This is a genomic window from Rhizobacter sp., from assembly GCF_035702065.1.
Classification (GTDB): Bacteria; Pseudomonadota; Gammaproteobacteria; order Burkholderiales; family Burkholderiaceae_C; genus Rhizobacter.
Map to the genome: position 1 here is coordinate 1 of NZ_DASSRA010000180.1, position 19,364 is coordinate 19,364.

The window sequence follows — 19,364 nt, forward strand, 5'->3', positions numbered from 1 at the left end:
GCAGGTGTTGCACAGCGGCGAATGGCGCGAACCGCGTTTCAACCAGAGAGCGGCGGTCACATGAGCACTGAAAGGATCGTCCACGACGAGGGCGCGAAGCTCGACTTCTCCAAGGACATGAGCTACGGCGACTACCTGCACCTCGACGCTGTGCTCAACGCCCAGGTGCCGCTCTCGCCCGACCACAACGAGATGCTCTTCATCGTGCAGCACCAGACCAGCGAGCTGTGGATGAAGCTGATGCTGCACGAGTTGAGTGCCGCCATCCACTGCGTGGCGAACGACGAGCTGGGCAGCGCCTTCAAGATGCTGGCGCGGGTGAGCAAGATCATGGAGCAGCTGGTGCACGCCTGGGACGTGCTGGCCACCATGACGCCGCCCGAGTACTCGGCCATCCGCCCCTACCTGAGCAACAGCAGCGGCTTCCAGAGCGCGCAGTACCGCTGCATCGAGTTCCTCCTCGGCAACAAGAACGCCGCCATGCTCAAGCCCCATGCGCACCGGCCCGACCTTCTGGCACGCGTGGAGGCCGCCTGGCGCGCCCCCTCGCTGTACGACGAAAGCCTGCGCCTGCTGGCGCGCCGCGGCATCGCCGTGCCGGCCGACCACACCGACCGCGACTGGACCCAGCCCTACACCGCCAGCCGCGCCGTCGAAGAGGCCTGGCTCACCGTCTACCGCGACCCGCAGCACCACTGGGAGCTGTACCAGCTCGGCGAAGAACTCACCGACCTCGAAGACGCCTTCCGCCTCTGGCGCTTCCGCCACGTCACCACCGTCGAACGCGTGATCGGCTTCAAGCGCGGCACCGGCGGCACCGGCGGCGTGAGCTACCTGCGCAAAATGCTCGACGTGGTGCTGTTCCCCGAGATCTGGTCGCTGCGAACCGACTTGTAGCCATGCTGCTCACACGCCGGCCCATCGCGCCGCTGTCGGACTTCGTCGACACGCTGTGGGCCAGCGAGCGCGGCGCCATGCCGCATGCGCGCGAGATCAACCTGCCGACCGGGCGCGCCGACATCGTGATCCCCTTGCTCGAGGGGCAGGCCCTCACCCGCTTCGTGGACGCAAGCGATGCGCAAGGCCAGCGCTTCACTGGCGGGGTGATCCACGGCGCGCAGGACCACGCCACGGTGCGCGCCACGCACGGCGCCTCGTCGGTGGTCGGTGTGCATTTCAAGCCGGGTGGTGCTGCCGCCTTCTTCGGCGGCGCCCTGCCCGAGCTGCGCAACCACACGGTGCTGCTCGATGCGCTGTGGGGGCCGAGTGCCCGCGTGCTGCGCGCAGACCTTCAGGCCGCCCAGGGCCCGCACGCGCGGCTGCTGCGCCTGGAGGCCTACCTGATGGCGCGGCTGCGGCACGCCGCACCGGCCGATGCGATGGTCGCGGCCACCCTGCAGTCCATGGCCCGGCAGCCCCATGCCGCCACCATCGAACCGCTGCAACGTGCCAGCGGCTGCGGGCCCACCCAGTTCATCGCACGCTTCGAGCGGGCGGTCGGCCTCACACCCAAGCGCTACGCGCGCGTGCTGCGCTTTCATGCGATGGTGACGCAGCTCGCTGGCCAGGCCCCCTCGGACTGGGCACAGGCTGCGGCCGAGGCCGGGTTCGCCGACCAGTCGCACCTGGTGCGCGAGTTCAAGCGCCTGGCCGGCATCACCCCCAGTGCCTACCGCGCCATCGGCCCGGATCACCCCACCCACGTGGCGGTGACTGAAAAAATCTTCAAGACACGCTGAAGTCGGCTGCCTACGATGCAGCCATGCCCTGTCCCGGAGACCTGCCATGACCGCTGCCCGCAACGCCATCCACGAGGTGTTCGCCTACCTGACCGTGCCCGACACGCAAAAGGCCGTCGACTTCTACACCCAGGCCTTCGGTGCCACCGAGCTGTTCAGGCTCACCGAGCCGAGCGGGCGCATCGGCCACGTCGAGCTGCAACTGGCGCCCAACGCCATCCTGATGCTGGCCGACCCGTTCCCGGAGTTCGGCCTGCCTGCGCCTCCTCCGGAAGGGGTGCCCGGCATGCGCATCCACCTGCACGTGGACAACTGCGATGACATGGCACGCGCCGCGGTCGCGGCCGGCGCCACGCTCCTGAGCGAGCCAGCTGACCAGTTCTACGGCGAGCGCAGCTGCCGCCTCCGCGACCCGTTCGGGCACAGCTGGCTCATCGGGCACTCCATCGAGAAGCTGACGCCCGAGGAGATGCAGCAGCGCTATACCGAACTGCTATCGCAGTGAAACGCGCTCGCCCGACTCGCCCGGGGCCGGCTGGAAGACGAAGATGGCCCGCGTGGAGCGGCCGTTGCTCACGGACACGCGCTGCTCCTTGGTGATGCCGTTGAGCGTGGTCTGCACCTTGTACTGGCCCGGCGGCACCTTGGCCCACAGGTAGGGGCCGTCGGCGCGCGCATCGAGCAGCAACTTGCCGCCGCGATCCAGCAACTTCACTTGCGCGTCGGCGGTGAACTGGTTGCGCGAGCCGGCCTTTTCGTAGATCTCGATGTTGAGCGGGTACTCGGAGCGCGCGCGCTGGAATGACGGCAGTTGCTCGTAGACGGCGCCACCTGTCACATAGGCTGCGCCGCCTTCGGATTGCCGGGCATCGGGCAGCGGCACGGCCTCACCAGGTGCCACGGAGCGAGCCGCTTCACCCGGCGGCGGCGAAGGCACCGCGACAGGTGCCGAGTCTTGCGCACCGGCCGTACCGGCAAACAGCAGGGTGGCAGCGGCGGCAATGGAGAGCAGGTTTCGGTGGTCGAAGTTCATGACGCATCCTCTCGATCTCGGGAGCCGAGCAGTTGAGACGAGTTCATGAGACCACGCGGTGCCCGCTCTGTTTCGCCGCCGATGCACGTCGCGCCCTTGTCCTACGCGAGATCAGCCGAGATTTACCGGCACGAAGATCCGTTCTCCGTCACGCTCGATCAGCAGGGCCACGCTCTTGGGTTTGGCGCTCATCACGCTCCTGACCTGTTCCATCGACGTGACCGGCCTGCCATTGATGGCCACCAGCACGTCGCCGGCTTCCACCCCGGCACGTTCGGCCGCACCGCTCACGTCCTGGATCAGCAAGCCGCCCTCACCCTGCACCTGGCGACGCTCGTCGCGCGTCAGCGGGCGCAAGGCCAGGCCGAGCTGGCCGGCCTTGTCGGCCGAGTCGTTGTCGGCCACCTGCTTGCCGGCCTCTTCGGCACCGCCCAGCTTGGCCTCGATCTCGTGCACCGACCTGTCGCGCCAGACCTTCAGCTTGACCTTCTCGCCGGGGCTGCTCATGCCGATCACGCTGCTCAGCGAACCGGAGCGCACGATGGGCTCGCCGTTCACCTCGGTGATCACGTCACCCGGCTTGAGGCCGGCCTTGTCGGCCGCGCTGTTGCGCTGGATGCTCGCCACCAGCGCGCCGTCGGGGCGGCTCATGCCGAAGGATTCGGCCAGCGACTGGTTCACATCCTGCACCGTCACGCCCAGCCGGCCGTGCGTGGCGCGGCCGGTGGCGACGATCTGGTCCTTGACCTTGAGCGCCACGTCGATCGGGATGGCGAAGGCCAGGCCCTGGTAACCGCCCGACTGCGAGTAGATCTGCGCGTTGATGCCCACCACCGCGCCGCTGCCGTCGAACAGCGGGCCACCCGAGTTGCCGGGGTTCACTGCGGCGTCGGTCTGGATGAAAGGCACGACCGAGTCACCAGGCAGCGAGCGGCCCTTGGCGCTCACGATGCCTTGCGTGGCGGTTTGCTCGAAGCCGAAGGGCGCGCCCACGGCCAACACCGGGTCACCCACTTCCAGCTGCTTGGGGTTGCCCAGGCGCACGGTCGGCAGGTCTTTCGCGTTGATGCGCAGCACGGCGATGTCGGTCGTCGGGTCGGCGCCCAGCACCTTGGCCGCGAACTCGCGGCGGTCGGAGAGCTTCACGGTGACCTCCTTCGCCTCGCGCACCACGTGCGCGTTGGTGAGGATCAGGCCGTCGGCGCTGATGATGAAGCCCGAGCCCTGGCCGCGGAAGGGCTCGCCCGGGCTGCCGCCGCGGCTGCGCGGCTGTTGCATGCCGGGCAGGCCGCGGAAGAAGCGGAAGAAGGGGTCGTTCTCAAAGCCGGGCGGCAGGCCGCCCTGCTGTTGCAGCTCTTCGGCGGTGAGCTTGTGCGTGCCCGACACCGTGACGCCCACCACTGCCGGACCAGCCTGCGCAAAGATGGCGCGGTAGTTGGGCACCGTGGCCTGCGCCGGGATCGGCGCCACCGGTGCCAGCGCGGCCGCGGCGGTCGTGGGCGACGTCGCGGCAGCCACCGCCACGGGCGGCTCGCTGGCCTTGGCTTCGTCTTTCTTGGCCCAGTTGGGCAGACCGAAAGCGCCCGCCGCGCCCATGGCCATCACGCCTGCTGCAACCAGGGTTGCATTCAAGGGGTTGAGTTTCATCGTGAGCCTTTCTGCTGAACGTTCGTGTGTGCGCCGAGCGGCGCGTACAGCAGAAGATAGGGCGCGAGGGTGAGCGCGAAATTAGGGCTGGGTTAAGCCAAGGTTAGGAAGGCCCTCCAGAATAGGCGGCATGCATTCACTGCCGCTTCGCCTCCATCCAGGCACGGACCTGCGCCGCGCGCTGGAAGAGGCTTCAGCGCAGCAGTTCGCTGCATCGGCCTTCGTCGTCTCCGGCATCGGCAGCCTGGAGGCCGCGCGGCTTCGGTTCGCCGGTGAGCGTGATGAAACGCTGATCGAGGGGCCGCTCGAAATCCTCAGCCTGTCGGGAACGCTCAGCCCCTCGGGCGCGCACCTGCACATGTCGGTCTCCGACGCCACCGGCCGCGTGTGGGGCGGCCACGTCGGCCTGGGCAACACCGTGCGCACCACGGCCGAGGTGCTGCTGGCACCGCTGCAAGGCGGGTCGCTCACGCGCGAGCCCGACCCCGCCACAGGCTTCAACGAGCTGGTGGTTCACCGCGACCCGCCGCTCGTGCTTTATGGCGCCGCGGCGTCGGGTTCCGTCGCCGTCGAGGCGGCGCTGACCTGGCTGGGCCTCCCGTTCACGGTGGTCGAAGGCGCAACCTGGGTCTCGGAGTCCGCCCGCACCCAGGTCGCAACGGCCAACCCCCTGCGTCAGATCCCGACCCTGGTGTGGCCGGGCGGCGAGGTGATGACCGAGAGCGCCGCCATCCTGATCCACCTGGCCGACCTGTACCCCGCCGCACGGCTCGCCCCGCGGCCGGACGATGCGTCACGCGGGCAGTTCCTGCGCTGGATGCTGTACGTCTCGTCGGCCATCTATTCACTGCACTGGATCAAGCCCGACGTGTCACGCATCGGCGCACCGGCCAGCGCGCGCGATGCCGTGGTGCATGCCGTGCACGAGCGCATCGCCCGGTGCTGGAGCGTGATGGACTCGCAACTCGACCCGGGCCCCTACCTGCTCGGCGATGAGCTCACGGTGCTTGACCTCTACGTGGCCGTCATCTCCCGCTTCGGGCCTTGGCGCGAGCGCTTCTACGAGGCTGCCCCGCGCATGGCCACCGTCATTCGCCACGTGGATACCGAGCCGCGCCTGGCCGCGCTGTGGCGGGCGCGGTTCCCCGAGACCTGAGCAGGCGCTGAACCAGGCGCATGCTCACGAACCGTCGCGCTGCCAGGGCGGCAGACGCGCGCCGCAGTCGCGGCAGAAGCGGGCCTCGGGCAGGTGGCCTTCGCTCAGGCATTCGTGGCAGGTGCGGGTGGTGGGCACGCGCGAGATGCGCTGCGCCGTGAACTCGGCGCTCACGATGCCGGTGGGCACCGCCAGCGTGCCCCAGCCCAGCAGCATCATCACCGAGGCGATCAGGCGGCCGAGATCCGTCTTGGGCGTGATGTCGCCAAAGCCCACGGTGGTCATGGTCGTGATCGCCCAGTACACGCTCATCGGGATGCTGGTGAAGCCGTTCTCCGGCCCCTCCACCACGTACATCAACGTGCCCATCACCAGCATCACCAACATCACGAATGACAGAAACACGAATATCTTGCGACGCGAAGCGGCCAGCGCTCGGCCCAGTGCAGCGAACTCCGCCACGTAGGCACCCAGCTTGAAGATGCGGAAGACGCGCAGCAGGCGCAACACCCGCACGTCGATCAGGGCATGCAGGCCCGGGACCAGCACCGCCAGGTAGGTGGGCAGCACGGCCAGCAGGTCGATCACGCCGAAGAAGCTGCGTGCATAGCGCGCAGGGTGCCGCACGCAGGCCAGCCGTGCCAGGTATTCCAGCGTGAAGATCCCCGTGAACGCCCATTCGAGCACGTCGAACAGGTCCGCGTGCCGCGCATGCATCGCGGCCATGCTGTCGAGTATCACCACGGCAACGCTGGCCAATATCATGGCCAGCAGCCCCAGGTCGAACAGCCGCCCCGCCCGGGTATCGGCCTCGAAAATGATGGTGTACAGGCGCAGACGCCAGCCCTGCAACGGGCGGCCGAAATCCCGGGCGTCGGGCGCCTGAACCGAGGACATGATTCAGCGGATGCGGCTCAGCGCGTCGTCCAGCAGCTTGACGGTGCGCTCGACGTTCTGCAGCTTGTCGAGCCCGAAGAGGCCGATGCGCCAGGTCTTGAAGTCGGGGCCTTCGTCGCATTGCAGGGGCACGCCGGCGGCGGTCTGCAGGCCGAGGCCGGCGAACTTCTTGGACGACTGGATCTCGGCGTCGTCGGTGTAGCTCACCACCACACCCGGGGCCTCGAAGCCCGGCGCCGCCACGCTCTTGAAGCCCTTCTTCGCGAGCAGCGCGCGCACCTTGCTGCCCAGCTCCTGCTGCTTCTCACGCGCCTTCTCGAAGCCGAGCGCCTTGGTTTCGAGCATCACGTCGCGCACGCGGGTGAGCGCGTCGGTGGGCATGGTGGTGTGGTACGCGTGGGCGCTGCCCTCGTAGGTCTCCATGATCTGCAGCCACTTGCGCAGGTCGCAGGCGAAGCTGGTGCTGGTGGTGTGGTCGATGCGCTCGCGGGCACGCTCGCTCAACATCACGAAGGCGCTGCCGGGCGAGCCGCTCCAGCCCTTTTGCGGGGCGCTGATGAGCACGTCGACGCCATTGGCCACCATGTCGACCCACATCGCGCCGGAGGCGATGCAGTCGAGCACGAACATGCCGCCCACCGCATGCACCGCCTCGCCGACGGCGCGCAGGTAGGCGTCGGGCAGGATCATGCCGCTGGCCGTCTCGACGTGCGCGGCAAACACCAGCGCCGGCTTCTCGCGCTGGATGGTGGCCACCACCTCGTCGATGGGTGCCGGCGCGAACGGGGCCTGCGGTCCGCTGGCGATGGGGCGGGCCTTGAGCACGATGCTGCTGGCGGGGATGGAGCCCATCTCGAAGATCTGCGTCCAGCGGTAGCTGAACCAGCCGTTGCGGATCACCAGCACCTTCTGGCCAGTGGCGAACTGGCGTGCCACGCCTTCCATGCCGAAGGTGCCGCTGCCCGGCACCACGATGGCCGAGCGAGCGTGGTAGGCCTCCTTGAGCGTGGACGAGATGTCGCGCATCACACCCTGGAACTTCTTGGACATGTGGTTGAGCGCGCGGTCGGTGTAGACGACCGAGAACTCGAGCAGGCCTTCGGGGTCGACGTGGGGCAGCAGTCCGGGCATGGGGGTCTCCTCAGCAGGTGTCCTGATGGCAATGAAACCAGCTTAGCAGCCCCGCCCGGCCCTTGCCTTGTCAGGCGGCGCGGTAAGCGCCCATGTCGGCCCGCACCCCGAGCTGGCGCATGAAGGCGGGCGGGTCGAAGCCTTCGGCCGCGTACTGCCGTTGCATGTGCGCCCGCGCCGCGTCGACGGCAGCCTGGTCGGCCCACTCGACCAGGGTGGCCACCTTGTATTCGGCGCCCTCGCCGGGCTGCACCAGCACCAGGTTCTGACGGCAGCCCGGCAGGGCGGCGAGCGCGCGGTCGACGTGGTGCACGCGCTCCATGAAGCGCTGCAAGGCATCGGCCGGCACGACGAAGTGGTCGAGGCGGAACACCGAAGCGGATGGATGGGACATGGCGGACTCCATGGGTCGTTGAAGGAAGTCCGCAGTCTCATACCTCAAGTAAAGTTGAGGTCAAGAGGTTCCTCATGAAAACTCCACTCGAACAGGCCGGCATCGCCTCCACCCTCGGCGTGGGCGAGGTCGCGCGGCGCAGCGGCGTGGCGGTCTCGACCCTGCATTTCTACGAAGCCCAGGGCCTCATCACCAGCACCCGCAGCGCCGGCAACCAGCGCCGCTACGCGCGCGACGTGCTGCGCCGTGTGGCCTTCATCCGCGTGGCGCAACGCGTGGGGATCGGGCTGGCCGAGATCGGCGAGGCCCTGGCCCGCCTGCCGCGCGGCGCCGCACCCACACGCGCCGACTGGGAGCGCCTGTCCAGCGCCTGGCGCGCCGACCTCGACCAGCGCATCGAGCAGCTCGAACGGCTGCGTGACACGCTCGACGACTGCATTGGCTGCGGCTGCCTTTCCATCGACCGCTGCAAGCTGCGCAACCCGCTCGACACCCTCGCCGCGCAAGGGCCGGGCCCGCACCGCATCTGGGTGCAGCCCCGGCCACGCGCTCGCCGACAATGACGCCCGCCGCGCCACCCCTCGGCGCCCCGCCCGAATCGCCCATGTCCCATCCGAACCCCACTCCGGCCGCGACACCCGCCCTCCTTCGCGCCCGCACCTGGCTGCGCGGCTTCATCCCCGCCCGCATGCGGGTCAACACCCGCGAGCGACTGCGTGTGGTCTGCGGTGCGACGATCGGTCTGTTCGTGTCGGGCCTGCTGGGCTGGTTCTTCGCGGAGCACGCAGGGCATGCGCCCTGGCTGATCGCGCCTATTGGCGCCAGCGCCGTGCTGGTCTACGGCCTACCGGCCAGCCCGCTGGCACAACCGTGGTCGGTGGTGGGCGGCAACACGGTCTCCGCGCTGGTGGGCATTGCCTGCGCCGCCGCCTGGGGCACTTCGCCGTGGGTGGCGGGCGTGGCCGTGGGCCTGGCCATCGGTGCGATGTTCGCGCTGCGCTGCCTGCACCCGCCGGGTGGCGCGAGCGCGCTGCTGGTGGTGCTGTCGGGGGTGCACGACCCGTCTTTCGCTCTCGTGCCGGTGCTTACCAACTCGCTGCTGCTGGTGCTGGTGGGTGTGGCCTACAACAACGCCACCGGCCGGCGCTACCCGCACGGCCAGCTGCTGCCGGCCCCGGCCGCCCAGCAGAAGACCCCCGGCTTCAGCGAGGCCGACCTCGACGCCGTGCTCGCCCGCTACAACCAGGTGCTCGACGTGAGCCGCGACGACCTGCAGGCCCTGCTCGCGCAGACCGAGGTCGAGGCCTACCGCCGCCGCCTGGGCGAGATCCGCTGCGCCGACATCATGTCGCGCGACCTGGCCACCGTGGAGTACGGCACGTCGCTGCAAGACGCCTGGGCGCTGCTGCGCGAGCGGCGCATCAAGGCGCTGCCGGTGATCGACAAGGTAAGGCGCGTGGTCGGCATCGTGACGCTGGCCGACTTCATGCGCCATGCCGACCTCGACTTCCACCACGGCTGGGCCGACCGGCTGCGCGCGCTGATCCGCTCGTCGTACACCACCCACTCCGACAAGCCCGAGGCCGTCGGCCAGATCATGGTGCGCCAGGTGCGCGTGGCCAGCGCCGACCGGCCGCTGAGCGAGCTGGTGCCGCTGTTCGCCGACACGGGCCACCATCACATCCCCATCATCGACGCCGAGAAGCGGCTGGTGGGGATCATCACGCAGTCGGACCTGGTGGCCGCGCTGTGCAGAACCGGCTGACCACCTGCGCTGACACCTTGTTGGCAGCAGGGGGCAAGGCGGCCGGGTGCAAGGCCGCTGGCTAGCATCGCCGCATCCTCCCACCCTACCCAGGAGCCTGCCCTTGGAAACCCATGAACTGCACCGCGGCCGCCTCATCGACCACCTGCAACTCGTCGTGCGCGATCTCCCCGCGAGCCAGCGCTTCTACACCGCCGTGCTCGAAGTGCTGGGCATCCCCATCGGCGGCAGCGGCGACGGCTACTTCTGGGCCGACGAGCTGTTCGTCTCCACCGCCAGCAGCGCGGCCGCACAGGGCGAGCTCACCGGCCGCCACCACTTCGCCTTCCAGGCCCGCGACCGCGCCACCGTCGAGGCCTTCCACAAGGCCGCGCTGGCGCATGGCGGCAAGGACAACGGCGCGCCTGGCGAGCGCCCCTACCACCCGGGTTACTACGCGGCCTTCGTGATCGACCCTGACGGCAACAACGTCGAGGCGGTGTTCCATGGCCCTGCCAAGAAGAACGTGGAGTCGGTGAAAGTCACGTTCTGAGGGAGAAGCCGGCCCTCCGTCCGATGCCCACCGCATCGGAGGCATCAGACAATGGCCGGCCCATGTTCACCCTGATCCGCAACACCGTCCGCCGCGCGCGCAAGGAGCGCCTGCCGCAGATCGCCGGCAGCCTCACCTTCACCACCGTGCTGTCGATCGTGCCCTTCCTCACGGTGTGCTTCGCGCTGTTCACGCGTTTTCCTGTCTTCAAGCGCTTCGAGGACGCACTCGAGGAGCATCTGCTGCGCAGTCTGCTGCCAGCCGACATCTCGCGCACGGTGTTCAAGTACCTGCACCAGTTCGCCGCCAATGCGAGCGGGCTCACGCTGGTGGGTTCGGTCTTTCTGCTCGTGACGTCCGTCGCCCTGTTGCTCACCATCGAGAACGCGTTCAACCAGATCTGGGCCGTCAAGAAGAACCGGCCGATCCTCAAGCGTGTGGGCCTGTACCTGCTGATGCTGAGCGTCGGCCCGCCGGCGCTGGGCGTCAGTTTGTGGGCCACCTCGTACGTGGTCAGCGCGTCGATGGGCTGGATCGGCGAACTGCCACCCTCATGGCGCTTCGTGCTCAACATGGGCCCGGTGCTGCTGGGCATGGCCGGACTGGCCAGCCTCTTCTACTTCGTGCCCAACACCCGGGTGCGCAAGCGCGACGCCGTCTTCGGCGGCCTGCTGGCCAGCCTCGGCATCGAGCTCGGCAAGCGCGCCTTCGCGGCCTACGTGCTCAAGCTGCCGACCTACAAGGCGGTGTACGGCGCCTTCTCGGTGTTTCCCATCTTCCTGCTCTGGGTGTACGTTTCGTGGCTGGTGACGCTGGGGGCGGCGCTCGTCACGGCCAATCTCGCGGCCAAGGCGGTCAAGGGCGCCCGCAGCTGAATCACCGACTTCGGGTGGCGCAATTAGCACGGCCATCCACTATGCTTGCCGGTTGCCATTGATTCACGACCCATCTGGACAGAGACCACCCATGATCCGCGACCAAGAAACCCTCACCGCCCTCGTCGACAGCGTGCGCCGCTTCGTGCGCGAACGCCTCGTGCCGGCCGAGCATGAAGTCTCCGACACCGACGAGATCCCGCCAGCCATCGTCGACGAAATGCGCGAACTGGGCCTCTTCGGTCTCACCATCCCCGAGGCCTACGGCGGCCTGGAACTCACGATGGAAGAAGAGGTGCTGGCCATGATCGAGATGGGCCAGACCTCGCCGGCCTTCCGCTCGGTGTTCGGCACCACGGTGGGCATCGGCTCGCAAGGCATCCTGATGGACGGCACCGAGGAGCAGAAGGCCAAGTTCCTGCCCAAGATGGCCACCGGCGAGATCATCGCGTCCTTCGCGCTGACCGAGCCCGACTCGGGCTCCGACTCCGCCTCGCTGCGCACCACCGCCATCAAGGATGGCGACCACTACGTGGTCAACGGCACCAAGCGCTTCATCACCAACGCGCCGCAGGCCGGCATCTTCACGCTGATGGCGCGCACCGACCCGGCCAAGAAGGGTGCCTCGGGCATCTCGGCCTTCATCGTCGACGCCAAGTCGCCCGGCATCAGCCTGGGCAAGCGCGACAAGAAGATGGGCCAGAAGGGCGCGCACACCTGCGACGTGATCTTCGAGAACTGCCGCGTGCCCGCGGCCAACCTGATCGGCGGCGTGGAGGGCAAGGGCTTCTACACCGCGATGAAAGTGCTCGACAAAGGCCGCATCCACATCGCTGCCATCTGCGTGGGCGTGGCCAAGCGCATCCTGGCTGACGCACTGCAGTACGCCGTGGAACGCAAGCAGTTCGGCCAGCCCATCGCCGAGTTCCAACTGGTGCAGGCCATGCTCGCCGACAGCAAGACCGAGCTCTACGCGGCCGAGTGCATGGTGCTCGATGCAGCCCGCAAGCGCGACCTGAAACAGCCCCATTCCACAGAGGCTTCGTGCGCCAAGCTGTACGCCTCGGAGATGGTGGGCCGGGTGGCCGACCGCGGCGTGCAGATCCTCGGCGGTTCGGGCTACATCGCCGAGCACGCCATGGAACGCTTCTACCGCGACGTGCGCCTGTTCCGCCTGTACGAAGGCACGAGCCAGATCCAGCAGATGGTGATCGCGCGCAACATGGTCAAGGAGCTGACGCAGTAGGCGCTGCGGCGCCTCGTTGACGCGGCCGCCTTCGGGCGGCCGCTTTCATTTCGGCGCTTCGCGCAGAATGCTGCGAGTGTCGATAGGAGCCTTCCATGCCTGCGTTTACCCCCGATCAGTTCGTCGCCGAGACCAGTCCCGTTGAAGGCTCTTCCGAGCCGAATCAGACACTTTGGATCAGCGAGGCCGGAGGCCTCACGCAGTTTGGCGCGTTCATTGAAGTCCTTCAGCCAGGTTGCCGCTCATCCATCAAGCATTGGCACAGTGCCGAGGACGAGATGGTCTATGTTCTCGCCGGCGAGATCACGCTCATCGAGGGTTCGTCCGAGACGCGCTTGAGGGCCGGCGATGCAGCCACCTTTCGGGCCGCCGTGCCGATCGGGCATTGCCTGGAGAACCGGAGCACTCTTCCGACGCGGTGCCTGGTGGTTGGTACCAGGGCTTCGGTGGATCGGATCACCTACCCGGACAACGATCGGGTCTGCCTGCGCGACCGCTCGCTCCCGGACGACCTGTGGACCGACGGGGCCGGCCGCCCGGCCACCAGCCCCTACTGACAACTCGCGACCGACGCGCGCCGGCCTCGAGGACAAGGCGCAGCCTTCCCCTCACCGCCAGTCAGTTCACCACCTTCACCAGTTGCCCCGGCTTGGGCTCGGCGCCGCCGCCGTAAGCGCCGTTCATCAGGCGCAACTGGTCTTCGGCCCGCACGGGCAGCGGCGATGAGCGTGCCAGCTCGGCGAAGCCGCCGCGCGGGTAGGCCACGGTCTTCACGGTGAACGGCCGCGCGGCCGTGCGGTCGGCGGCCGTCATGGCGCGGAAGGAGCCTTCGGCCTCGGCCAGTTGCGTGCCGGCGTTCTGCATGGCCGCGGCGCTCTTGGCCGCGCGCTGCAAGGCGTAGGTGTGCCCGCCCGGGCCGCTGACGAGGGTGAGGTCCACCGCCTTGCTCTGCCCCTGGTCGTTGCGCACGGTGCCGGTGAAGTGCGTGGCCGACAGGCCGTTGATCGAGCGCCGCTCCACACGCCCGTCGGCCGGCTTGATCACGTTGCGGATCACCTCCTCGTGCGTGCTGCCGGCCTTGGCGGGCACGGTGCGCACGATCAGCCCGGCATCGGCCGCGCCGTTGGCCAGCACGATGGCCTCGGGCGAGTTCTGGATCTGCCAGCCGGCTGGCGCGGTGAGCGCGATGCCCAGGCTCTCGTGGTAGAAGCTGCGCCCGCGCACCACGCCCTGCTCCTGGCTGTCGCCGAAGGCCATGCCGCTGACGGCCTGCAGGTAGCGTGAGCGCCCGTCGTCGCCGTAGCTGCCCTGGTACTTGGCGGCGATCTGGCGGATGTCGGCCAGACGCTTGTCGTTGCTCGGGTGCGAGGCCAGCCAGCTGGTGCCCGACGGCGCGGCCTTGCCTTCGGCCTTGGCGGCATCGGCGGCAAAGCGCTCCTGGTTCTTGAGCACCTCGATCACGTCGACCATGTTCTGCGGGTTGTACTGGTTGCGCGCCAGGTACTCGGCGCCGAGCTGGTCGGCCTGCGACTCCTGGTCGCGGCTGTACGAGGCCACGTAGCCGGCGGCGGCCGTCTGCGACACCTGGTTGGCGATGTTGGATATCCCGCCGACGCCCACCACGCCTTCGAGCACCGCCCCGAGCACGTTGGCGGCCATCACGCCGTAGCTCGCGTTCTGCTGCTGGGTGGCGCGCTGCGCCCCATGGCGGGCCGTCACGTGGCCGATCTCGTGGCCGATCACGCCGGCCAGCTCGGCCTCGCTGTCGAGGTAGGCCATGATGCCGCGCGTGACGTAGACGTAGCCGCCCGGCAGTGCGAAGGCGTTGATCTCGGGGCTGTCGAGCACGGTGAAGGTCCACTGCAGGTTGGCACGGTGCGACTGCTTCGCGAGCTTCTGGCCGATGTCGTTCACGTAGGCCTGCAGCCTTGGGTTGGCATAGGCGCCGTACTCCTCCAGCACGCCCTGGTGGGCCTTCTTGCCTTCAGCGATCTCGTCCTGCTCGGTCATGGCCGAGCGCTCGGTCTGGCCGGTGACGGGGTTGACGACCTGGGTGCCGCAGGCCGCGAGCAAGGCAGCACACATCAGCACGGGCAAGAGAACGGCGCGACGAATGTTCATGGTGCAAGGCCGGCTATGAGGGAAGCACAAGCGTAGCCCAGCTCGGCACGTTGCGCGAAGTCAATGTGCGGGCCGCCACGCGGGCTTAGCGTCGCCCTGCGAGCCACACGCATGAGGGGACCACCATGAGCGAACTGAACCCGCCTGGGACGCCGCCGGCCGAGAAGCCGAAAGGCGGGACAGCAAAGGGAGAGAAGGACGAAACGCTGGCAAAGCCCGTTCCCCGATCAGCATTCACCCTCGCCGTGGCCGACAAGAACGGCAAAGGGCCGATCCTGGACGAAAGAAAGCTGGCCGACCCCAGCAACCGCGAGGCCTGCGAGCTGGTCTTCGACATCTCCATCGAAACCGGTTCCTCGCCCGACACGACCGACCTGGCGCTGTACCGCCAGCTCGAGAAGATCGCCCACGCGCTGCGCGAGCTGTACCTGCACAGCCAGCCGCCACAGGAGGAGAAGTTCCGACCCCACTTCGTGCGCCTGTTCTACATCGCGCAGCTCGCCCTGGAAGGCGATGTCAGCCTGGATGCCGACAACAAGAAGAAGGTGGGAGGCCGCCTGTCGGCCGAGGCGGCGCGGGCCGAGATCGCGGCGCTCGAAAAAGACCTCATCGAAGACGAGGCGCCGCGCATCAAGAACAGCCGCCTGGCCAAGCTGGCGGGGGCCGCGGTGAACCTGTCGGTCATGTTCCTCGTGGCCTACGTGCTGCTCACCCTGCTGCCGCCGAAAGGCGATGTGGTCAAGCTGCTCGGCAGGCTGGGCGTGGAACACGACGTGGCCGCCTATTTCATGCTGCTGTGGGTGGGCAGCTTCGTGGGTGTGTGCCTGGCGTATGCGATCCGCACGCACGACTTCGACATCGCTGCACTCACCTGCGACAACCCCGACTTCCTGACGCCCAACGTGCGCCTGCTTCTCACCGGCACGTTTGCCGCCGTGGTCGCGATGGTGGCCGTCGTGGGCCTGGGCGACGTGGACGTTGGCGGTCTGAAGCTGTCGCACGTCGTCGCGGGCCCGAAGAAGGCCTTCATCCTCGGCGTCATCCTCGGCCTCGGGGAGCAAAAGCTCATGGGCACGGTGCAGGCCCGGCTGGGGGGCCTGTTCCCCGGCCAGGGCGAGGCCACGAAATAGCGAGAGCCTGCGTTCAGGCGAAGCGCACAGTCACGCGCAAGCCCCCGAGCGGCGACTCGCCGAGCGCCACGGTGGCGCCGTGGCGTGCCGCCACGCTCTTCACGATGGCCAGGCCCAGGCCCGAGCCGGCCTCGTTGCCCGAGGCGCGCCGGTAGAAGCGGTCGAACACGCGCTCGCGCTCGTCGGGCGGAATGCCCGGGCCGGCGTCGTCGACCACCAGGGTGGGCACACCGGCCTCCTCGTGCACGCGCAGTTCCACCCGCGACTGCGGCGGCGCGTAGCGCACGGCGTTGTCGGCCAGGTTGCGCACCAGAGCGGTCAGCGCCTGGCGATCGCCGCGCACGGTGACGGGCCGGTCGGCGAACAGCTCGAACTCGCTGCCGCGCGACAGCGCGTAGGGCACGGTCTCGGCCACCGCCTGGCGGACGACCTCGCTCAGGTCGAGCGCCTCGAAGGCCTGCGAGGGCGCATCGGGCTCGTTGCGGGCCAGCAGCAGCAACTGCTCCACGATGCGCGCCGCGCGGTCGATGCCGTCGGACAGCGTGGCCACCGCCTGGCTCTGCGCGGCCTCGTCGGGGGCGCGCTTGAGCGTCTCGAGCTGCAGCTTGAGCGCGGTGAGCGGCGAGCGCAGCTCGTGGGCCGCATCGGAGAGAAAGGCACGCTGCGTCTCCAGCGCGTGGCCCAGGCGCTCCAGCAGCCCATTGAGTGCCGCCACCAGCGGCGACACGTCGTCGGGCAGGCCCACATCGGGCAGCGGCTGCAGCAGCTTGTCATCGCGTGCACGCACCTCGGCCACCACGCGGCGCAGCGGGGCCAGCGTCACGGCGGCCAGCCACCATGCCACCAGGGCCATCACCGGTGCGAGCAGGAGCAGCGGCATCACGCTGCGCAGCGCGGCGTTGGCGGCCAGGCGCTGGCGGATGCTCAGCGGCTGCGCCACCTGGATCACGCGCCCCGGCGTGGCGACGCTGAAGGTGCGCCAGGTCTCGCCCTGGACGCGCACGTCGGCCAGGCCGAGCAGCGCCCGGCTGGGCAGCTCGCGGTGGTTGCGGGTGGCGTAGATGCTGCGGCCGTCGATGGTCCAGATCTGCACCACGAAGTCGAGCTGCTCGTCGGCCAGGGCATCGGCCTGATCGGGCGGGATCTCGCCCTGGTCGCGCAGCGAGAGCGCCATCTGGCGCAGCTGGTAGTCGAAGATGGCCTCGGTCTCGGTGAGCACGCTGCGGTATGTCACCACGCCCATCACCAGGGCGACCAGTGCGAGCATGCCAAGCAGGGCGAGAAGGAGCCGGGCGCGTATGGAGTTCATGGAGCCCCCACGTCGCAGCGCTCCTGCCCCCCAAGGGGGCGCGGTCGAACTTGGGGCGGCCCGGCGTTCGACCTCATGCTGGAATGAAGTAGCCCACGCCGCGCATGTTCTGGATGAACTCCGCTCCGAGCTTGCGCCTCAGTTGATGGATGTAGACCGAGACGGCGTTGCTCTCGATCTCTTCGCCCCAGCCATAGAGCTTGTCCTCGAGCTGGGCCCGCGACAGCAGCGCGCCGGGTCGCGCCATCAACGCTTCCAGCACGGCGAACTCGCGCGCCGACAGCAGCACCGGCTGCCCGTCTTGCGTGACCTGGCGCGTGGCCGGGTCCAGCGTCACGCCGCGGTGCGCCAGCTGTGGCTGCGACCGCCCACCGTGGCGGCGCAGCACGGCGCGCATGCGGGCGTTGAGCTCATCCAGCTCGAAGGGCTTGACGAGGTAGTCGTCAGCGCCTGCATCGAGGCCCCGCACGCGGTCGCCCAGCGCGTCGCGCGCGGTGAGCACGATGACCGGCGTAGCGTCCTGCCGGCCGCGCAGCCAGCGCAGCACGCCCAGGCCGCCTTCGCCGCTGGGGGCAGCATCGGGCAGCGGCGGCAGGCCCAGGTCAAGCAGCAACAGGTCGAAACGTTCGCTGCCGAGTGTGGCCTGGGCCGCGGTGGTGTCTCTCACCCAATCGACGGCATGGCCTTCCTGGCGCAGCGCGGTGCGCAGGCTCTCGCCGATCATGCGGTCGTCTTCTACGAGCAGCAGGCGCATTGGGTGGGGATGTCCATGAGAGCGAAAAGCATACGGTATCGTGCGGGCCGCACCGCCGTTGGAGCCGCACCATGCCCAAAGTTCTGCGCAACACCTTGCTGTCGTTCCGCGACCTGCTCGCCACCGCCGGCCCGTTCATTGTCCTGACGATCGCCTTGCTGGTGCTGGCCTACCTCGCGCTCGACCCCACGCCGCCCAAGCGCGTGGTGCTGGCCACCGGGGTGGAGCAAGGCGCCTACAGCGAGTTCGGCAAGCGCTACGCCGCGCTGCTCAAGCAGCACGGCATCGAGGTGGAGCTGCGCCACACCGCCGGCGCAGGGGAGAACCTGCGGCTCCTGAAGGACCCCAACTCCGGCGTGGACATCGCCTTCGTGCAAGGCGGCGCCGAAGACCGCGACCGCCGCGGCGAGGCCAATGCCGACGCCGATGCGGATGCCGACGAGACGCTGGTCTCCCTGGGCAGCCTCTTCTACGAGCCGCTTTGGCTCTTCTACCGAGAGGACTCGGCCAAGCGGCTGCTGAAGAAGGACACGGACGGTCGATCGCCGGGCCGACCGCGCCCCCCGGGGGGGCAGGAGCAAAGCGACGTGGGGGCCACACTCACCAGCCTGGCGCAGCTGCCTGGCTGGCGCCTCAACATCGGCGCGCGCGGCAGCGGCTCACCCGGCCTGATGCGCAAGCTGCTCGACGCCAACCACATCGACCGGAGCTCGCTCACGCTGCTGCGCGAGCCGCTGACCCCGGCCGTGGTGGCTCTGCTGGACGGCCAGAGCGACGCGCTCGTCTTCAACTCCGCGCCGGAATCGGTGATGGTGCAGATGCTGCTGCAGACGCCGGGCATCAAGCTCTTCAACTTCGCCCAGGCCGACGCCTATTCGCGGCGCTTCCCGTTCATGAGCCCGGTGACGCTGCCGCGCGGCGTGGTCGACCTGGCCGGCGACGTGCCCCCAGCCGACGTGCACATGGTCGCCCCCACCGCCACGCTGGTGGCGCGCGAGGGCACGCACCCGGCGCTGATCCAGCTCTTCATGCAGGCGGCCAGCACCATCCACAGCCAGGCCGGGTGGTTCCAGCGCAAGGGCGACTTCCCCAGCGCCAAGAACACCGAGCGCCCGCTGGCCGCCGAGGCGCAGCGCTTCTACGCCCGCGGCGTGCCCATCCTGCAGCGCTACCTGCCTTTCTGGCTGGCCAACCTGATCGACCGCATGTGGGTGGTGCTGGTCTCCATCATCGCCATCGTGATCCCGATGTCGCGCGTGGTGCCGCCGCTGTACGAGTTCCGCATCCGTTCGCGCGTCTTCCGCTGGTACGGCCGCCTGCGCGTGGTGGAAGACGACCAGGGCAAGCGCCCGACGGCCGAGCTGCTGAAGGAGCTCGACAGCATCGAGCAGGCGGTTGAGCACGTGACCATCCCGCTCAGCTACACCGACGAGCTGTACTCGCTGCGCAGCCACATCGTGCTGGTGCGCAAGAAGCTGCTGGCGGCGCAGACCGAGGCCACAGCATGAGCCAGCAACCCCTTGCCAAGCTGCCCCACGTCGTCATCATCGGCTGCGGCTTCGGCGGCCTGGAGGCCGTGCGCGCGCTGGCCAAGGCGCCGGTCAACATCACGCTCATCGACCGCACCAACCACCA

Annotated in this window: 21 protein-coding genes and 1 pseudogene; 14 read left to right on the top strand and 8 right to left on the bottom strand. The window is 68.8% G+C overall.

Translation table 11 applies throughout. From position 1 onward, the window contains the following. The first annotated feature begins 60 nt into the window (after positions 1-60). Genes kynA through VFL64_RS08405 form a run of 3 tightly spaced genes read left to right on the top strand, consistent with a single transcriptional unit; the run spans position 61 to position 2,244 of the window. Complete coding sequence (gene kynA / locus VFL64_RS08395) at positions 61-897, top strand: tryptophan 2,3-dioxygenase (protein ID WP_489539924.1); 837 nt, start codon at positions 61-63, stop codon at positions 895-897. 2 nt (positions 898-899) lie between these two features. Continuing rightward, positions 900-1,739: a helix-turn-helix domain-containing protein gene (locus tag VFL64_RS08400; RefSeq protein WP_489539925.1), complete on the top strand. Its 840-nt coding sequence runs from the start codon at positions 900-902 to the stop codon at positions 1,737-1,739. Between the two features lie 46 nt (positions 1,740-1,785). After that, the gene (locus VFL64_RS08405; RefSeq protein WP_489539926.1) at positions 1,786-2,244 is read left to right on the top strand and encodes a VOC family protein; all 459 of its coding nucleotides are present in this window, start codon (positions 1,786-1,788) and stop codon (positions 2,242-2,244) included. Here VFL64_RS08405 and VFL64_RS08410 read toward each other — a convergent pair. Both VFL64_RS08410 and VFL64_RS08415 read right to left on the bottom strand, forming a co-directional pair. Further along, entirely contained in the window at positions 2,233-2,772 is a 540-nt protein-coding gene (locus VFL64_RS08410; protein ID WP_489539927.1) for a hypothetical protein, read from the bottom strand. The two genes, VFL64_RS08405 and VFL64_RS08410, sit on opposite strands and share 12 nt — an antisense overlap. 111 nt (positions 2,773-2,883) lie before the next feature. Then, a complete protein-coding gene (locus VFL64_RS08415; RefSeq protein WP_489539928.1) occupies positions 2,884-4,419 on the bottom strand; it encodes a Do family serine endopeptidase in 1,536 nt (511 codons plus the stop codon). Between the two features lie 130 nt (positions 4,420-4,549). On the opposite strand from VFL64_RS08415, the pseudogene VFL64_RS08420 reads away from it, so the two are divergent. Continuing rightward, a pseudogene (locus tag VFL64_RS08420) lies at positions 4,550-4,945 on the top strand (PPC domain-containing DNA-binding protein); the annotation flags it as partial. A gap of 6 nt (positions 4,946-4,951) precedes the next feature. Continuing rightward, on the top strand, positions 4,952-5,575 hold the full coding sequence (locus VFL64_RS08425) for a glutathione S-transferase family protein (protein WP_489539943.1): 624 nt from the start codon (positions 4,952-4,954) through the stop codon (positions 5,573-5,575). 24 nt (positions 5,576-5,599) lie between these two features. On the opposite strand, the gene VFL64_RS08430 is transcribed toward VFL64_RS08425, so the two are convergent. The 3 genes from VFL64_RS08430 to VFL64_RS08440 form a co-directional block, all read right to left on the bottom strand. Then, the gene (locus VFL64_RS08430) at positions 5,600-6,472 is read right to left on the bottom strand and encodes an ion transporter (protein ID WP_489539929.1); all 873 of its coding nucleotides are present in this window, start codon (positions 6,470-6,472) and stop codon (positions 5,600-5,602) included. A 3-nt stretch (positions 6,473-6,475) separates the two neighbouring features. Then, positions 6,476-7,603, bottom strand: a complete 1,128-nt coding sequence (locus VFL64_RS08435) for an aminotransferase class V-fold PLP-dependent enzyme (protein ID WP_489539930.1) — start codon at positions 7,601-7,603, stop codon at positions 6,476-6,478. Positions 7,604-7,673: 70 nt separating this feature from the next. Beyond that, on the bottom strand, positions 7,674-7,997 hold the full coding sequence (locus VFL64_RS08440) for an antibiotic biosynthesis monooxygenase (RefSeq protein WP_489539931.1): 324 nt from the start codon (positions 7,995-7,997) through the stop codon (positions 7,674-7,676). 74 nt (positions 7,998-8,071) lie between these two features. On the opposite strand from VFL64_RS08440, the gene soxR reads away from it, so the two are divergent. The 6 genes from soxR (at position 8,072) to VFL64_RS08470 (ending at position 12,972) form a co-directional block, all read left to right on the top strand. Next, positions 8,072-8,560, top strand: a complete 489-nt coding sequence (gene soxR, locus VFL64_RS08445; protein ID WP_489539932.1) for a redox-sensitive transcriptional activator SoxR — start codon at positions 8,072-8,074, stop codon at positions 8,558-8,560. A 41-nt stretch (positions 8,561-8,601) separates the two neighbouring features. Continuing rightward, entirely contained in the window at positions 8,602-9,762 is a 1,161-nt protein-coding gene (locus VFL64_RS08450; protein ID WP_489539933.1) for an HPP family protein, read from the top strand. Positions 9,763-9,865: 103 nt separating this feature from the next. Continuing rightward, entirely contained in the window at positions 9,866-10,294 is a 429-nt protein-coding gene (locus VFL64_RS08455) for a VOC family protein (protein ID WP_489539934.1), read from the top strand. Between the two features lie 62 nt (positions 10,295-10,356). Further along, on the top strand, positions 10,357-11,169 hold the full coding sequence (locus VFL64_RS08460) for a YihY family inner membrane protein (protein ID WP_489539935.1): 813 nt from the start codon (positions 10,357-10,359) through the stop codon (positions 11,167-11,169). Between the two features lie 91 nt (positions 11,170-11,260). Then, a complete protein-coding gene (locus tag VFL64_RS08465; protein WP_489539936.1) occupies positions 11,261-12,415 on the top strand; it encodes an acyl-CoA dehydrogenase family protein in 1,155 nt (384 codons plus the stop codon). Between the two features lie 95 nt (positions 12,416-12,510). Further along, complete coding sequence (locus VFL64_RS08470; protein ID WP_489539937.1) at positions 12,511-12,972, top strand: cupin domain-containing protein; 462 nt, start codon at positions 12,511-12,513, stop codon at positions 12,970-12,972. A 61-nt stretch (positions 12,973-13,033) separates the two neighbouring features. Here VFL64_RS08470 and VFL64_RS08475 read toward each other — a convergent pair whose 3' ends face one another. Then, positions 13,034-14,536, bottom strand: a complete 1,503-nt coding sequence (locus tag VFL64_RS08475; RefSeq protein ID WP_489539938.1) for a M48 family metalloprotease — start codon at positions 14,534-14,536, stop codon at positions 13,034-13,036. A gap of 125 nt (positions 14,537-14,661) precedes the next feature. Here VFL64_RS08475 and VFL64_RS08480 point away from each other — a divergent pair, with 125 nt between their 5' ends. Next, the gene (locus VFL64_RS08480) at positions 14,662-15,666 is read left to right on the top strand and encodes a hypothetical protein (protein ID WP_489539939.1); all 1,005 of its coding nucleotides are present in this window, start codon (positions 14,662-14,664) and stop codon (positions 15,664-15,666) included. A gap of 13 nt (positions 15,667-15,679) precedes the next feature. Here VFL64_RS08480 and VFL64_RS08485 read toward each other — a convergent pair whose 3' ends face one another. Further along, positions 15,680-16,975: an ATP-binding protein gene (locus tag VFL64_RS08485; protein ID WP_489539940.1), complete on the bottom strand. Its 1,296-nt coding sequence runs from the start codon at positions 16,973-16,975 to the stop codon at positions 15,680-15,682. A gap of 73 nt (positions 16,976-17,048) precedes the next feature. Next, positions 17,049-17,729: a response regulator gene (locus tag VFL64_RS08490; protein ID WP_489539941.1), complete on the bottom strand. Its 681-nt coding sequence runs from the start codon at positions 17,727-17,729 to the stop codon at positions 17,049-17,051. Between the two features lie 71 nt (positions 17,730-17,800). Between VFL64_RS08490 and VFL64_RS08495 the strand changes: the two genes are divergently transcribed. Both VFL64_RS08495 and VFL64_RS08500 read left to right on the top strand, forming a co-directional pair. Beyond that, complete coding sequence (locus VFL64_RS08495) at positions 17,801-19,237, top strand: TAXI family TRAP transporter solute-binding subunit (protein WP_489539942.1); 1,437 nt, start codon at positions 17,801-17,803, stop codon at positions 19,235-19,237. Next, on the top strand, positions 19,234-19,364 hold a 131-nt coding region (locus VFL64_RS08500), incomplete at its 3' end, for an FAD-dependent oxidoreductase (RefSeq protein WP_489539944.1). The genes VFL64_RS08495 and VFL64_RS08500, both read left to right, overlap by 4 nt.